12 protein-coding genes are annotated in these 14,787 nt (G+C 71.5%); 6 read left to right on the top strand and 6 right to left on the bottom strand.

Going from position 1 to position 14,787, the window contains the following annotated elements; translation table 11 throughout:
• Nucleotides 1–107: 107 nt before the first annotated feature.
• A complete protein-coding gene (locus tag FB391_RS13895) occupies nucleotides 108–2,060 on the top strand; it encodes a glycosyltransferase (protein ID WP_141895289.1) in 1,953 nt (650 codons plus the stop codon).
• Here FB391_RS13895 and FB391_RS13890 read toward each other — a convergent pair.
• Nucleotides 2,053–3,201 carry a glycosyltransferase family 4 protein gene (locus FB391_RS13890; protein ID WP_141895287.1) on the bottom strand — a complete coding sequence of 383 codons (1,149 nt, stop codon included), beginning with the start codon at nucleotides 3,199–3,201 and terminating at the stop codon, nucleotides 2,053–2,055. The genes FB391_RS13895 and FB391_RS13890 overlap by 8 nt on opposite strands.
• 58 nt (nucleotides 3,202–3,259) lie before the next feature.
• Between FB391_RS13890 and FB391_RS13885 the strand changes: the two genes are divergently transcribed.
• Both FB391_RS13885 and FB391_RS13880 read left to right on the top strand, forming a co-directional pair.
• Nucleotides 3,260–4,282 carry a glycosyltransferase family 4 protein gene (locus FB391_RS13885; RefSeq protein WP_141895285.1) on the top strand — a complete coding sequence of 341 codons (1,023 nt, stop codon included), beginning with the start codon at nucleotides 3,260–3,262 and terminating at the stop codon, nucleotides 4,280–4,282.
• Complete coding sequence (locus FB391_RS13880) at nucleotides 4,279–5,406, top strand: glycosyltransferase (RefSeq protein ID WP_141895283.1); 1,128 nt, start codon at nucleotides 4,279–4,281, stop codon at nucleotides 5,404–5,406. Before FB391_RS13885 ends, FB391_RS13880 begins: the two co-directional genes overlap by 4 nt.
• 36 nt (nucleotides 5,407–5,442) lie before the next feature.
• Here FB391_RS13880 and FB391_RS13875 read toward each other — a convergent pair whose 3' ends face one another.
• Entirely contained in the window at nucleotides 5,443–6,975 is a 1,533-nt protein-coding gene (locus FB391_RS13875) for a sugar transferase (RefSeq protein WP_141895282.1), read from the bottom strand.
• A gap of 269 nt (nucleotides 6,976–7,244) precedes the next feature.
• Nucleotides 7,245–8,432, bottom strand: coding sequence for a polysaccharide deacetylase family protein (locus FB391_RS13870; protein WP_246093525.1), 1,188 nt, complete (start codon nucleotides 8,430–8,432; stop codon nucleotides 7,245–7,247).
• A 128-nt stretch (nucleotides 8,433–8,560) separates the two neighbouring features.
• Here FB391_RS13870 and FB391_RS13865 point away from each other — a divergent pair, with 128 nt between their 5' ends.
• The gene (locus FB391_RS13865; RefSeq protein WP_141895279.1) at nucleotides 8,561–8,932 is read left to right on the top strand and encodes a hypothetical protein; all 372 of its coding nucleotides are present in this window, start codon (nucleotides 8,561–8,563) and stop codon (nucleotides 8,930–8,932) included.
• 21 nt (nucleotides 8,933–8,953) lie between these two features.
• Entirely contained in the window at nucleotides 8,954–9,499 is a 546-nt protein-coding gene (locus FB391_RS13860) for a glycine cleavage system transcriptional repressor (protein ID WP_141895277.1), read from the top strand.
• Nucleotides 9,500–9,505: 6 nt separating this feature from the next.
• Here FB391_RS13860 and FB391_RS13855 read toward each other — a convergent pair whose 3' ends face one another.
• The 3 genes from FB391_RS13855 to FB391_RS13845 are packed head-to-tail and all read right to left on the bottom strand — an operon-like array spanning nucleotide 9,506 to nucleotide 14,087.
• A complete protein-coding gene (locus FB391_RS13855; protein ID WP_141895275.1) occupies nucleotides 9,506–13,357 on the bottom strand; it encodes an SCO7613 C-terminal domain-containing membrane protein in 3,852 nt (1,283 codons plus the stop codon).
• The gene (locus FB391_RS13850; RefSeq protein WP_141895274.1) at nucleotides 13,354–13,611 is read right to left on the bottom strand and encodes a helix-turn-helix domain-containing protein; all 258 of its coding nucleotides are present in this window, start codon (nucleotides 13,609–13,611) and stop codon (nucleotides 13,354–13,356) included. Before FB391_RS13850 ends, FB391_RS13855 begins: the two co-directional genes overlap by 4 nt.
• A complete protein-coding gene (locus tag FB391_RS13845) occupies nucleotides 13,611–14,087 on the bottom strand; it encodes a DUF2975 domain-containing protein (RefSeq protein ID WP_141895272.1) in 477 nt (158 codons plus the stop codon). Before FB391_RS13845 ends, FB391_RS13850 begins: the two co-directional genes overlap by 1 nt.
• Before the next feature lie 142 nt (nucleotides 14,088–14,229).
• On the opposite strand from FB391_RS13845, the gene FB391_RS13840 reads away from it, so the two are divergent.
• A complete protein-coding gene (locus FB391_RS13840; RefSeq protein WP_141895270.1) occupies nucleotides 14,230–14,784 on the top strand; it encodes a dihydrofolate reductase family protein in 555 nt (184 codons plus the stop codon).
• Nucleotides 14,785–14,787: the final 3 nt, after the last annotated feature.

Genomic DNA, 14,787 nt, shown 5'->3' with positions numbered 1-14,787 from the left:
AGGCTTTCGTCAGCGTTTCCCACGGAAGCTGCGGCTGCGGGATCGCCTACGCGGCTTCCCCGCATGATTCTCGCTAGAGTCGGATCGCGGTCGACAGGGGGTCACGGGTGAGGGTTCTGCGTGTCGCGCACCACGCCGTCGTGTCGGCCTGGCGGGAGCGGGAGCGGCACCTGCGCGGTCTCGGCGACGACGTACGCCTGATCTCGGCGAAGCACTGGAACGAAGGTGGCCGCGACGTGCCGCTCGACGTGGACGAGGATGCGTTCGTCGTGGGTGCGGGCACTGTCGGAACCCACCCGAACGCGTTCGTCTACGATCCTCGGCCGATCTGGCGGATGCTGCGCGCAGGCCCCGAGCTCATCGACCTGCATGAAGAGCCGTTCTCGCTCGCGACGGCCGAGGTGCTCCTGCTGCGCCGGCTGCGGGGGAGTACCGCTCCGTACGTGCTGTACTCCGCACAGAACCTCGACAAGAGGTATCCGATCCCCTTCCGCTGGATCGAGCGGGCGGCACTGCGTGGCGCGGCCGCCGCGTACGTCTGCAACCGTGAGGCGGGGGAGATCCTCGTGCGCAAGGGGCTCCGCGGCCCGGCACGGCTGATTCCGCTGGGGGTCGACACGGCGGCCTTCTCGCCCGCGGACCGGCCGGCTCCCGGGGATGCCGCCGTCGTCGGCTATATCGGGCGCCTGGAGCCGCACAAGGGCGTTCCGGTGCTGCTGCGCGCCGTTGCCGAGCGCCCCGCATGGCGTGTCGAGATCACCGGCGGCGGTCCGCAGCGTGACGAGCTCGCCGCCCTCGCCGCAGAGCTCGGCGTCAGCGACCGCGTGGCGTTCCTCGGCTTCGCGCAGGGCGCCGAACTCGCCGACCGCTACCGCCGCCTGGATGCCGTCGTCGTGCCTTCGCTGCCCACCCCGGGCTGGCTCGAGCAGTTCTGCCGGGTCGCCGTGGAGGCGATGGCATCCGGGGTCCCTGTCGTCGCGAGCAGGTCCGGTGCGATCCCTGATGTCGTGGCCGACGCGGGCGTCCTGGTCGAACCGGGCGACCCCGAGGCACTGCGCGCCGGGTTGGACTCCGTCCTCGGCGGTGGGCAGTGGCAGGAGCTGCGGGAGCGCGGGCTCGCCCATGCCGCCGACTTCACGTGGGCGCGCGTCGCGCAGCAGCAGCACGCACTGTATCGAGAGGTGGTGCCCGCGCAGGACGCCGGAGCGGCGCGACCGCCGCAGGTGGTCGCCGTCGCCTACGGCGACGCCGCGCTGCTCGACGGCGCGCTCCAAGCTCTCGGCGACGGCTTCGCCGTAACCATCGTCGACAACTCCTCGTCCGCCGACACCCGTGCCATGGCTGAGCGGCGTGGTGCGCACTACATCGATTCCGGCGCCAACCTCGGGTTCGGCGCCGGAGTCAACGTCGCGTTGCGCTCCCTCGCCCAGCGGGGGTTCGCCGCGGACGACGTGCTGCTGCTCAATCCCGATGCGCGCGTCAGCCGCGCTGACGTCGAAGCCATGCAACGCGCCCTGCACTCCGGTGCTCGCACGGCGGCCGTCGGCGCCACCCAGGTCGACCCCCGGACCGGCGAGGCATCGCGTGTGTGGTGGCCCTTCCCCAGCCCCGCTCGCGCATGGATCGACGCGCTGGGGCTCGGTCGCTTCGATAGGGCACACGGATTCGCGATCGGCTCGGTCCTGCTGCTGCGGTCGGAGGCGATCGCCGCGGTCGGGGAGTTCGACGAGCGCTTCTTCCTCTACGCCGAGGAGGTCGATTGGCAGAAGCGCGCGCGGGATGCCTCGTGGTCGATCGCCGTGGCGACGGTCGACGCCTCCCACATCGGCGCGGGCACCGGCGGCGACAGCACCCGCCGCGAGGCGCTGTTCTTCGCGAGCAACGAGAAGTATCAGCGCAAGCACTTCGGCACGGTGGGCTGGCAGATCTTCCGCGCGGGGGTGATCGCGGGGGCGACGGTGCGTGCGCTGCTGACGAGAGGCGAGAGCAAGGATGCCGCACGTCGGCGTCGAGCGATCTTCCTGGAGGGTCCGGTCGCCTACGCCGAGCGCATCAGGTGAGGGAGCCGTCGCGGCGCTTCGCCTCGACGACCTCTTCGTAGACGTCGAGGGTGCGCGCGGCGACCGTCTTCCATGACGTGTACCCGCCCGCGTCCACTCTCGCGTTCTCGCCCATACGGCGGCGGAGCTCGCGGTCGGCGGCGAGGGGGGCCACGGCCCGCGCGATCGATGCGCCGTCGCGTTCGATCAACGCGCCGTTGCGCCCGTCCACCACGAACTCCTCCGCCACGCCGAGCGGTGTGGCCAGAACCGGCAGGCCGGCCGCGGCGGCTTCGAGCATCACCAGCCCGAACGCCTCGTACGCCGTGGGGAACACGAAAAGGTCGCCGGCCTGGAAGTAGTCCTCGACCGCTGGCGAGTGACCTGCGAACGTCACACGCGATCCGATGCCGGCCTTCGCGGCCTGCGAACGGAACGCCGCGGGATCATCCCCGCCGACGACGAGGAGTTTGACGGTCTCAGGCAGGGAGGGCAGCGCGGAGATGATCGCGGTGAGTCCTTTGCGGCGGAACTCCTTGCCGACGAACAGCAGCACGACGTCGTCGTCGCTGTACCCGTGACGGCCCCGTATCCGCGCGCGGCGGGCCGCGGCATCCATCGGCTGGAAACGGGCGACGTCCACAGCGTTGGGGATGACCGTGATGCGATCGGGGTCGACGCCGTAGTACTGCGTGAGCTCGCGCGCGACACTCGGCGATACGGCGATGGCGCGACGGAACCGTTCGGGCCGGTAGTTGGCCTGCTCGACGCGCAGCACCGCGTGGTGGAACGGATTCGCGATCGCGCGCAGCGCCTCGCCCTGCCGGAACTTCATCTCCCACCACGCACGGTGGCAGCTGTGGGCCGTGATCACGTCCTGCGCGCGGGTCGCGCAGCCGCCCTGGTTGTGGACGATGTCGAACCGCCGTCCGGTCAGGGCGCGTGTGGCGGCCCGTGAATAGGTGACGGGGATGACGAACCCCGGGCGGCTCACCGCATCGACTTTGATCCACTCGAGCGGCGCAGCGGGAGGCGGTGCCACATCGGTCGCCACCAGCGTCATGTCGACGCGATCAGCCAGGCGCAGCGCGAGCTCGTAGGACACGCGCTCGATTCCCCCTTCGTTGTTGAAGGCGAAGGACGACATCGCGACGCGCACCATGTCATGCTAGCGACGATGGCGGAGACGCCCGGGTCCGTCGTCTGGGAGGGAGTCTGCAGTGCGGATCGTCCACGTGGTCTGCTCGGTCGGCTTCGCCGGCGTCGAGCGGTATCTCGTGAATCTGTCGCCTGGTCTTGTCGAGCGCGGTTCCGAGGTCACCGTGATCGGCGGCGATCGAGAGCGGATGACCGCGGCACTCGCCGGCACCGGCGTCGAATGGAGGCCGGGTGACAGTATGCGACAGGCGCTGCGGTCACTGCGCGACGTCGCATCCCCCGACGTCATCAACACGCATATGTCGCAGGCAGATCTCGTCGGCGCGCTCGGCCGCTCGACGGCTCGACATCGGGCGGTGCACGTGAGCACCCGGCATTTCATGGGCCGTCGCGGCACCGCTCCGCTCTCGCGGGCGGTACTGGGGATCGCAGATCGCAGCATCCGCGGCGAGATCGCCATCTCGTCCGCCGTCGCCGCGTTCGCGCACGGAGACGTCGAGGTCGTGCACACAGGTGTGCCGGTGAGTACGAGGACGAAGACGCGCGAGAAGACCGTGCTCGTCGCGCAGCGGCTCGAGTCCGAGAAGGACACGGCCACGGCGATCGATGCCTGGGCGCTGTCGCACGCGCCGAAGACCGGATGGGTCCTCCGGGTCGCGGGTGACGGTACCGAGCGCGCCGAACTCGAAGAGCGGGCACGCGAACGGGGCGTCGCGGAGCGCGTCGAGTTCCTCGGGCACCGTGAGGACGTCCCCGAGTTGCTGCGGAGCGCATCGATCGTGCTTGCGCCGACGCCTCGCGAAGGACTCGGCATCCTTGTCCTCGAGGCGATGGCGGAGGGCACCCCGGTCGTCGCCGCCGCCGGTGGCGGGCACCTCGAGACGATCGGGAGCGTATCGCCGCAGACCCTGTTCGAGCCGGGGGACGCTATGGCCGCTGCCCGCATCATCGACCAGCTGGTCGACGATCCGGCACGACGCGCCGCACTCGGTGGGGACCTTCAGACCCTGCAACGACGGGAGTTCACGATCGATGCGCAGATCACTGCCACGATGACGTTCTACCGAAGGATGCTGGACACATGACGCGCCGAGAGCTTGTGGTCTTCTCGCTCGAAGCCTGGGACGACGTCTGGCGCCGCAACCAGTATCTGATCGACGGCCTGCTGCGCGCCGATCCGGACCTGCACGTGCTCATGATCGAGCCCTCGAACGATCTGCTGCACTCGTTGCTCTCAGGGCGGCGGATACGGCGTGGTCGAGGCACGCGGACGGCGCGGGAGTACGACGGCCGACTCACGCTCCACCAACCCGACAAGCTGCTGCCGCGGGTCCTGGGGCCCGCGGCCGATGCGAGCCTGCGCCGCAGCGTGCGCAGAGTGATCCGGCGCCTCGGGCTGAGCGAGCCCGCACTGTGGGTCAACGATCCGAGCTGGGCGGGGTTCGTCGAGCGCTCCGACCGGCCGGCGCTGTACGACATGACGGACGACTGGCTGGCCGCGCACAGGACTGCGCGCGAGCATCATCGCATCACGATCAACGAGGACACGCTCATGGCGCGGTGCCGGGCCGTCGTGGTGTGCTCGGCCGGTCTTCAGCGCTCCCGCTCGCGCCAGCGCGAGGTCGTCCTCATCCCCAACGCCGTGGACGTGGAGCGCTATCGGGTGACCCGGTCACGTCCCGCCGATATGCCCGGCGGGCCCACCGCGACCTATATCGGCACGCTCCACGAGGACCGGCTCGACGTCGAGCTGCTCGTCCGCACGGCGGATGCCCTGGGGACCGAGGGGCGGATCCTGCTCGTCGGGCCGAACTCGTTGGCGGAGGCGAACACCGAGCGCCTCCGCAGCCACCCTCGGATCGTGATGCTGGGGGCGCGGCCCTGGACGGACATCCCCGCATATCTGCAGCATTCCGAGGTGCTCCTCGTCCCGCACCTCGTGAACGCGTTCACCGAGAGTCTCGACCCGCTCAAGCTCTACGAGTACCGTGCGGTCGGCAGGCCCGTCGTGTCGACGGCCGTTGCAGGCTTCCGCGACGTCGGCGCAGGTGTCGCCGCGGTGTCTGGAGCAGTGTTTCCGTCTGCCGTGGCGGCCGCGACATACGCCCATCTGCCCACACAGCAGTACGACGGGATCCCGGACTGGGCTGATCGCGTGGCGGAGTTCGCGGACGTGCTCGCGGATCTCTGGGGCCCCGCATCCGAGTGACCCGGCGAGGTCGACCCGCGGCCGGGACGGCCGCGATCAGTACGCGCCGTGCGCCCTGAGCACCGTCCCGACGGTACGCCACAGGATCACGAGGTCGCCGATCACCGACCAGTTCTCGACGTAGCGCAGATCCAGCCGGACCGTCTCCTCCCAATCGAGGTCGCTACGACCGCTGATCTGCCACAGTCCGGTGATGCCGGGCTTGATGTACAGCCTCCGGTAGACCGTGCCGTCGTAAGAGGTGACCTCGGAAGGGAGCGGCGGCCGCGGGCCGACGATGCTCATGTCGCCGATCAGCACGTTGAGGAACTGCGGCAGCTCGTCGATCGAGTACTTGCGCATCAGCGCCCCCACGCGTGTGATGCGGGGGTCGCGCCTGATCTTGAACATCGGGCCGGTGTGGTGGTTCTGGTCGGCCAGGCCGTGCTTCGCGCTCTCGGCGTCGGTCCGCATCGAGCGGAACTTCCACATCCGGAACACCTGGCCGTCGCGGCCGACCCGCTCCTGCGCGAAGAACACGGGACCGCCGTCATCGAGCTTGATGGCGATCGCGATGACGGGTGTCAGCACGGCGACGACGACCAGGGCGAGAGACGACAGCGCGATGTCCATCGCACGCTTGAGGGCGTATCGGCTGCCCTCGAACGTCGGGATCTCCACCTGCACGAGCGGAAGGCCCTCGACGGGGCGCAGAGACATGCGCGGTCCGGCGACGTCGGCGAGCGGGCTGGACAGGACGAGCTCGCTCGCGGTTCCCTCCAGCTGCCAGCTGAGCCGTTTGAGGTAGTCGTTGTCGCTGGGCGTGCTAGCGACGATGACGGCGTCGGCGTTGAGCTGCGCCGCGACGATGGCGGCGGTGTCCGCGGTGCCGATGGATGTGAAAGCCTGCTCGCCGACGGTCAGCGCGTCGTTCATCTGCACCTCGTCGGTGAGGGTGATACCTACGATGCGGTATCCGATCAGTCCGTTCGCGTTGACAGAGCGGACGACGTACTCCACGTCCGATCTGTTGCCGACGACGATCGCGCGCGACAGGAACTCGCCGACCCGCCGCTGGCGGATGAGCCACTGACGTGAGGTCCACCGACCGAGGAGCATGCCTGCCATGCCGAGCGGAAGAGCGATGAGCAGCTGGGTCCGGATCCCCTGTGACTGCAGGATCACGAAGCCGCTCGCGAGCATGCCGAACGCCAGCCCGGTCGCATGCGCGACGCGGCGGTACTCCGTCGTACCCTGCCCGAGCACTCGTGGGTCGCGCGTCTGGAACAGAACCAGCATGAGCGACCAGATCAGGAACGTGATGACGAACACGCGGCCGTACTGCCACGGCGCGTCGGCCAGGTCGACCTTCGCGACACCTGCGATCTGGATCCACGCCGCGACGCCTGCCGAGACGAGGACGACGAGCGTGTCGGTGAGCGCCAAGCGGGCGCGATAGCGGCGTTGCCATGCGAGCCGCTGCTCGATCGCGGGAGCGTTGCGCGGCGTGATCAGCGTACGAGGCACCGCGTCGATCACTCGCGGTGCGGCGACCGGCGCAGGATCGGCCGGATTGACGAAAGTCGTCATCGAAGGTGCCCGCGCTTAGGCGCGTGCACGTATAGCGCACCCCACATGCAGTTCCCCAATGCATATCCCAGTAGGCCGCGGTCACCATCCGCACGGCCGTTCTCCTCGCATGAGTGCAATTCCGTTCCCAGCGGAAATGCTCGGGTCCCCAGTGCGAGTTGAGAACCCCATCACTCTAGACCGAATGGCCCGTCAATGGGAGGGAGTGGCAAGATCTTCACCTGATACTTCGGCGTTTGCTGAGCGAAAGGTGCCGAACCTCAGGTTCGTCAGCCGATCAGGCCGACCAGCGCGTCGAGACCCATCCCGTAGTTGACCCGCTGCACCGGCAGGGCGAGCTTGTCGGTGCCGATCGTGACGTAGCCCGGCTCGATCGTCCGGGCCATCTCGAAGCCGGCCTGCGCCACGCCCTGCTTCGCGGTGTCGTTGTAGTGGCCGTAGGGATACGCCACGACCTCCTTCACCCCGAGCACGGCGGCCGAGGCCTCCAGGTCGGCGGCGATCTGGTCCGGGGTCCAGTTGACCATGCGGCCTTTGCCGTTGTCGCCCGCCTGGTGCATGTCGTGGGTGTGCGAGCGGCGCAGCACGTATGGGTTCGGCGGCGGGTCCTGGCGGTAGGCGGTGATCATGAACGACGTCGCGAGCACCTTGTACGTGGAGACCACCGGCGCCGCCAGGTCGAACCAGGTCTGGTCGGCGTCATCGTCGGTGACGATCACCGAGTGGTTCGGCAGATAGAGGCGTCCGTCGATGAATGCCGACAGCTCGTCCCAGGTGGGCAGGTAGAAGCCGCCGGTCGCGATGTGGTTCATGTGGGCATCGAAGTCGCCGATGTACGCGTAGTTCCCGCGCAGCCACCCGCTCTCGCCCTCGGGCTTCGCCGTGAACTGGTGGTACATCAGGATCGGGATGCGGGCGTCCTCGGCCGCGTTCTGCGCGGGGCTCACCCACGCGGCGTTGAGGGTGATGCGCCGGTCGGTGCAGGCGACCAGCTCCGAGCCGTTGACCCGTCCCGGGATGGCGAGCGCCGCGGCATCGGCCGGCGTCGCGTACCACCCCGCGAACACCAGGCCGTCGCGGGACGGGATCGGCAGGCCCGTGTACAGCGCGCCCTGGGTCTGCAACTGGGGTGCGTCGGTGACGCCGTCGCCCGCGAAGCTCACCGCGCAGGCCGCCGGGTCGGCCGATGTCGCGAGCAGCTGCTCCTCCGGGGTGAGCGGCGTCGGCGTGGGCGTGGGGGTCGGCGAGGACGTGGGCGTCGACACGGCTGCGGGTGCGGCACCTGTGCTGAGCGAGGAACGAGACGAAGCATCCCCACCCGCCCGAGCCATGGTGATGGCCGTGACCGTGCCGGCCACGGCGGCGAGCACCACCACGCCGATCGCAATGCCCGCGAAGAGGCGCCCGCCCCGGCGTCTGCGCGCGGGTGCGGGTGTGGGCGTGCCCGACGTGGCCATACGAATCCCCAGATCCGGGCCGCGATTGCCCTCGCAGCCGTCCTCCTGAAGAATACTCGGACGCCCCCGGCTCGTCGTGCCTCGCGCGCCCGGCTGTGGAGAACCCGCGCGCCCGCTACGCTCGACGGATGCTGCCCCCGGACTGGATCGAACATCGGCGGCCCGATGGCGAAGTGCTCGGCTGGATGCGCGCCGACGGTGAGGGATTCCGGGTCTTCGACCTGCTCGGCCGCGAGCGCACGCCCGGCGGCGCCGCCGGCGAGCCGCTGGACTGGCTCGACGCCGAAGAGCTGCTCGAAGAGCTCGGCATCGGGTACCTTGCCGATCGCTGGACGCTGCGCCTGCCCGACGGCTCCGAGCGTCCGGTGCGCATCGGCGAGGCGAGCCCGCGCGGCGTCGTCGTGGTCGCCGACGAGTACGGAGCGGCCTCGGCCGTGGGCGCCAACCCCGAGCGCTTTCCGCTGCCCTTCCCGGTCGGCGACGCCCTCGCTCCGCGGTGACCGCCTCGGTACAGTGAGCGCATGACGACGCTCGTGCTCACCGTGGTCGGCGACGACCGGTCCGGACTCGTGGCGGCGGTGGCCGACGTCGTCGGCGCGCACGGCGGCAACTGGGAGACCAGCCAGCTCGCCGAGCTCTCCGGGGCGTTCGCGGGCATCATCGAGGTGTCGGTCGCCCGCGAGCGGGCAGACGACCTGCGCACCGCTCTGGCGTCGCTCGAGGGCCTGCTGAAGGTCACGGTCCACGCCGGGACGGATGCGGTGCAGGCTGCTTCGTCTCGTTCCTCGCTCAGCACAAGTGCCGCGGGCTCCCGCCCGCTCACCCTCGAGGTCGTCGGCAACGACCGGGCCGGAATCGTGCGCGACATCAGTGCGGTGCTGACCTCGCACGGGGTGACGATCGACCGCATGGCGACGCGCACCACCGACGCCGCGATGTACGGCGGCAGGCTGTTCGAGGCGACGGTCGCGGCCCGGGTGCCGGCATCCGTGGATCTGGATGCCCTCACCGCCGAGCTGGAGCGCCTCGCGACCGAGATCCAGGTCGACGTGACCCTCGGCGCCTGACGCCGCTCACGACAAGTCGCGCAGGCGCGCGGTGAGCCCCGACCCGCCGTCGGCCCGCCGTTCGTACGCGACGGCGATGATGAGCAGCACGGCACCGACGACCGACAGGGTGATCCACCACGGCATCGCCTCGATGCCGCGGCCGATCTGCACGACGAAGGCCAGCACGTTCTCGACCGGGAGCACGACGATCCCGATGACGAACGGCGCGGCGAGCCGCAGGGTCGCCCCGACGAGGATCGCGACGAGCGCGATCGCCATGACGAGGATCGCCCGCCACGTGCGCGGGTCGGTGTACGTCGCCGCGACCGATGCGCTCAGCATCACGACGAGTCCGGGTGCGAGCAGCGCCCACGACCCGGTCCAGCCCGCCGGCCAGGTCGTCAGCGACCGGGTGACCGGCCCACTCGGCATCCGCCGCATCGCGACCGCCCCGGCGGCGAGCAGGAACGCGCCGAGCGGCAGCGAGAACCACTCCACCCGCAGGTCGCGCGGGCTCCACGCGACGACCGCGGTGACGAACGAGACGGCGAACAGGAACCACACCGGCGGGAGCCCCGTGGGGCCTCGCACACCCCGTACGGCGACGGCCACCATCAGCGTCAGGAACCCGATCGCGAGTCCCCACATGGTCCAGATCACCGGCCAGTCCCGCTCGATGGCGGGCCACGCGGCGACGGCCACGATGAGCACCGCGGGCGCGCCCAGCCACCGGGTGCGGGCGAAGAGGGAGCCGGGGATCGCGGACCGGTGCAGCATCCGCGCCGCGCTCGCCGCCGCTCCGGCGCCGATCAGCCCGAACGCGAGGGCGGCGAGGATCACCGGATCGGTCGGCGCCGTGTCGACGCTCGTGCCCCACCGGACGCCCTGCACCGCCGCCGCGGACGCACCGACGATCCCGACGACGAGCGTCGGGGTGCGCAGCGCGCGCAGCCGCCGGACCCGCGGGGCGGTCGCGCGGGAGACGACGAGGGATGCCGCCACCAGCAGCCAGGCGGACGCCACCAGCGCGGAGGTCCGGGCGAGGGAGCCGCTGTCGCCGGCGAGCCATGCGGGCGCGGCATCCTCTCCGGCCACGGTGGCGGCGAGGAGCACCGGGACGACCGCCGCGGCGAGCCCGCCGGTGAACAGGCCGGTCGCGCGGCGCCCGCGTGCCGTCAGCCCCACCGCCACAGCGGCGGCGCCCAGCGCGGGAGGCAGCAGGTAGGGCTCCAGTCCCGTGACGCCCGCCATGCCCCACGCGCTCCACAGCGCTCCCGTGAAGGCGGCGCCGGCGAGCGGCCACGCGTACTGCCGGGGCGAGGTCACGGCGGTGGTCGCGAAGCCCGCCCCGAGGATCATGAGGACGAGCAGGGTGGTCGGGAGGCCGGCGGCCGCGCGGACGAGCGAGAGCCCGACCGCGATCGCCGCGGTGAGCAGGGCGGATGCCTCGATCGCGAGCCGTGCCGCGTGCCATGCCGTGCGCGGCAGGCGGCGCGCGAGCGCCACACCCATGCTGTCGCCCGAGGCGAGGGTCGCCGCGACGATGGCCGCGATCACGGGCAGCACGACCGGCGAACCGCTCGTTGCCAGCGCCTGCGCCCCGAGGCACACGACCACCACGGCGATCGACGGCACGAGCGCGGCGGCGGCGATCGTGCGCACGACGACCGCCAGTCCTGGCCGGGTCGTCACGGTCAGGACGAGCGCGAGGCAGAAGATGACGGCGGTCGACAGGGCCGTCCAGCCGCTGCGCTCGAACACCACCTGCGCGACGCCGATCGCGAACGGCACGGCGGTGACGACGAGCACCGCGTACCAGGCGCGCACCGGCACGCGCCGGACGAAGGTCGCGGCGATCGCCACCGCACCCGCGGCACACGTCGTGAGGCACACGGTCACGAGCGTGTCGGCGCCCGCGCGGCCGAGCGCGGTCGCGAGCACCACGAGCGCGTACGCGAAGCCCACTCCGACGTGCACGAAGCGGGCGGGGACCGGCACGGTGACGGCGAGCATCCCGACCGCCGCGACGACCGCCGCGCCCGCCCACACCGTCAGCGCGGGGTCGCCCCACGACAGCGCGGCCGCGAACACCACCGCCGCGTGCGCGCCCGCCACGAGCGGCATGCGGACGGCGGCGGACGCGTCGCGCAGCACCGTGGCGACCACCGCGCTCGCGCAGACGGCGGCGCCGAGTCCGAGGGCGATGCGCACCCACGCCTCCACGTCGGGCAGCGTCAGCACCGTCAGGAACGCCAGCGCCGCGTACCACGCGCCGAGGAATCCGAGCCATCCCGTTCCGAGCGGCTGCGCGGCGAGGCCCCCACCGGCGTCGCCCGTCTCGGAGCGGGCAGCGAGGGATGCCGCCGCCCCGGCTGCCGCGTCGACCGGCGTGCCGTGAGGCAGCGCGCCGGCCGCGCCGGCCGCGCCCGACGGGGTGACCGCGCCGGACGGGGTGACCGCGCCCGACCGAGTGACCGCGCGCGGCCTGGTGACCGCGGCGAACAGCACGAGCGTCAGCGCGAGCGCCCCGAGGCCTGCTGTCACGGCCCAGCCGTCGTCGGGCAGCAGGCGCACCCCGCCACGGCCGAGGTCGGCGAGCGTCCCCGTGAGCGAGAGGAACGCGACGAGCGTCGGCACCACCGCCGCGACCGCGACCACGGCGACGGCACCGACGAAGAGTGCGCCCCGCGACACCAGACGGTGCAGCGGGGTGAGGACGCCGACGAGCACCAGCCCGAACCCGGCCGCTGTCGGCAGCGCGGCGATCCACAGGCCGGCAGTGGGCGACGACAGCAGCTCCAGCGTCAGGGACGTCGCCGCCGCGACGATCGCGGCGCCCGCGACGACGCTCCACATCGCCCCGGCCAGGTGCCGTGCCGACGCCACGGCGACCGCGGCTACGCCGGCGAAGGTCGCGCAGGCCAGGACGGCGGTGGCGACGCCCGTCGCGGCGGAGAGGAACGGGATCGTCCCGATCGCCGCCACGACGAAACCGGCCTGCATCGTGGTCAGCGTGATGCGCTCGGCAGACCGGCGCATGCGGGCGACCAGCGCGGCGGCCGCGGCGGCCGAGGCGAGACAGCCGGCCGTGGCCGCCGGCATCCATCCGCCGCCGAGGGCGAACAGCAGGGGCACCGAGGCCAGGGCGACGACGCCGCACCACAGCCACACGCGGATCCTCGCCCGCGGGCCGAGCAGCGCGAGACCCGCGCCGGCGACCAGCGCCACGAGCGCGGTCGACACCCAGCCGTTCCGCGCGAACGGCAGCGCCGCCGTCACCGTGAGCGCGAGGAACACCACCCCGAGCGCGCCGATCGCCTCGGCCGAGAACCGCAGCCTCCGGCGCGCGAGCAGCGGCGCCCCGCCGAGGAACACCGCCGCGATCGCGCCGACGACCGCGGTACGCGCCCACGGCTCTTCGAGGTCGGGGTTGAAGAAGACGAACACGAGCGCGGCCACGGCGACGAGGCCCGCGCCGGCGACCGCCAGCACCGACTGCACCGACGCCGACGTCCGCGCTGCGGGAAGGGGCGGGGCGACCGTCGTCGCCGGTGGAGCCGCGTCGCCCGGTACGGGGACGGATACCGCCGGCGCGGGTGCCCCGGCGCTCGCCGTCACCCCGCCCGGCACGGGGAGCGGCCTCGCCGGCACGCGGTCGAGCACCGCCTGTCGCGCCTTGAGGGCCTCGACGGCGCGCTGAGACGCCAGCCACAGGTCGCGCCCGACCGTCCCGGCGAAGTCGGCGCCGCACGCGGGGCAGCGGCGCTCCGCCACGATGCCGCCCGCGCACACCGGGCAGCGCACGACGTCGAGCAGCTCGGCGATCGCCGTGTCGTTCCAGGCCGGGGACCGCCGCGCGGGCGATGCCGTGGTCACGCGCCCGCCCCGGCCTCGAGTCCGGCCCCATCGGCCGCGGCCGGGTGGTCGTCCGGCACCCATTCCAGGATGTCGCCCGGCTGGCAATCCAGCACGCGGCAGATCGCGTCGAGGGTCGTGAACCGCACCGCCTTGGCCCGGCCGTTTTTGAGCACCGACACGTTGGCCGGCGTGATGTCGATGGCGGCGGCGAAGTCGGTGACCGACATCTTCTTCTTCGCCAGCTGGACGTCGAGGTTGATGATGATCGGCATCAGACCACCTCCGACAGGTCGGCCTCGAGCTGCGACGCCTTGCGCAGCAGCCCGCGCAGCACGACGATCAGCAGCGAAAGGCCCGCCCCGACGACGATTCCGAGCAGCAGGAGAAGTGTGATCGACGGTGTCATGAACCCGGTGAAGCTCAGCGCGACCAGCGCGATCAGCACGAGAAAGGTCGCGAACACGACGGCCGCGAGGCTCACATCGACGTCGGGGAAGGCGCTGTCGCTGAAGATGCTGTCCTCGCGCACGAGCGACAGCAGGCGCCACACGCACACCAGTACGACCTGTACGCACACCAGGAAGAGGATGCCGACGATCGCGCCCGGGATCTCGAAGTAGGCGATCTCGGAGTACCGCACCGCGGACTGTGCGGCGACCGCCGGCACGACGAAGATCTGGCAGACCAGCAACAGGGCGAGAAGGCCCGCGATCAGAACCTTCAACACCACGATCGTCGTGCGCTGCATCTCTTCACCTATCGATAAACGGCATGTACCTATCGAGAAACAATAGTGGCGGCGTCCATCCTCGCCGCAAGAGGGCAACCTGAGGATCGCCTGCGAGGGCGGCGGGTGTCGCGGTGTCGGGTGCGGGGAGTAGCGTGCGGGCGTGGGTTCGCTGATCTACTTCAACTCGGCGTCGCTGGACGGCTACATCGCCGGCCCGGACGGGCGCTGGGAGTGGGCGACGCCCGACGCCGAGGTCCACTCGTTCGTCAACGACCTGCTCGCGCCCGCCAGGGTCCACCTCTACGGCCGGAAGGTGTACGAGGTGATGAAGGTGTGGGACGACCTGCCCCTTGAGGACCTCCCGCCCGCCGAGCGCGAGTTCGCGCTGCAGTGGCGCGACATCGACAAGGTCGTGTTCTCGTCGACCCTCGACGCGGTGACGACGCGGCGCACCGAGCTGCGCCGGGTCTTCGATCCCGCGCAGGTGCGGGAGTCGGTGGATGCCTCTCCCACCCCGGTCGCCATCGGCGGCGGTCTGCTCGCCTCGGCCGCCGCACGTGCCGGGGTGCTCGACGAGGTGCACATCGTGGTGGCACCCGCGGTCGTCGGGGGCGGCACGCGCTTCTTGGACGAAGGCCTGCGACTGGATCTCGAGCTGTTCGACGAGCGCCGGTTCGCGAACGGTTTCGTGTACCTCGGCTACCGCGTCGCCTGATCC

Origin of the sequence: Microbacterium kyungheense (genome assembly GCF_006783905.1) — a bacterium.
GTDB classification, from domain to species: domain Bacteria; phylum Actinomycetota; class Actinomycetes; order Actinomycetales; family Microbacteriaceae; genus Microbacterium; species Microbacterium kyungheense.
This window is presented reverse-complemented; position numbering and strand designations above follow the sequence as displayed.

What these genes read in the sequence shown, in the direction of transcription:
- FB391_RS13865 (WP_141895279.1), top strand. Translation starts at nt 8,561, where the DNA reads ATGCTGCCCCCGGACTGGATCGAACATCGGCGGCCCGATGGCGAAGTG.
- FB391_RS13875 (WP_141895282.1), bottom strand. Translation starts at nt 6,975, where the DNA reads ATGACGACTTTCGTCAATCCGGCCGATCCTGCGCCGGTCGCCGCACCG.
- FB391_RS13880 (WP_141895283.1), top strand. Translation starts at nt 4,279, where the DNA reads ATGACGCGCCGAGAGCTTGTGGTCTTCTCGCTCGAAGCCTGGGACGAC.
- FB391_RS13860 (WP_141895277.1), top strand. Translation starts at nt 8,954, where the DNA reads ATGACGACGCTCGTGCTCACCGTGGTCGGCGACGACCGGTCCGGACTC.
- FB391_RS13850 (WP_141895274.1), bottom strand. Translation starts at nt 13,611, where the DNA reads ATGCCGATCATCATCAACCTCGACGTCCAGCTGGCGAAGAAGAAGATG.
- FB391_RS13845 (WP_141895272.1), bottom strand. Translation starts at nt 14,087, where the DNA reads ATGCAGCGCACGACGATCGTGGTGTTGAAGGTTCTGATCGCGGGCCTT.
- FB391_RS13890 (WP_141895287.1), bottom strand. Translation starts at nt 3,201, where the DNA reads ATGGTGCGCGTCGCGATGTCGTCCTTCGCCTTCAACAACGAAGGGGGA.
- FB391_RS13870 (WP_246093525.1), bottom strand. Translation starts at nt 8,432, where the DNA reads ATGGCCACGTCGGGCACGCCCACACCCGCACCCGCGCGCAGACGCCGG.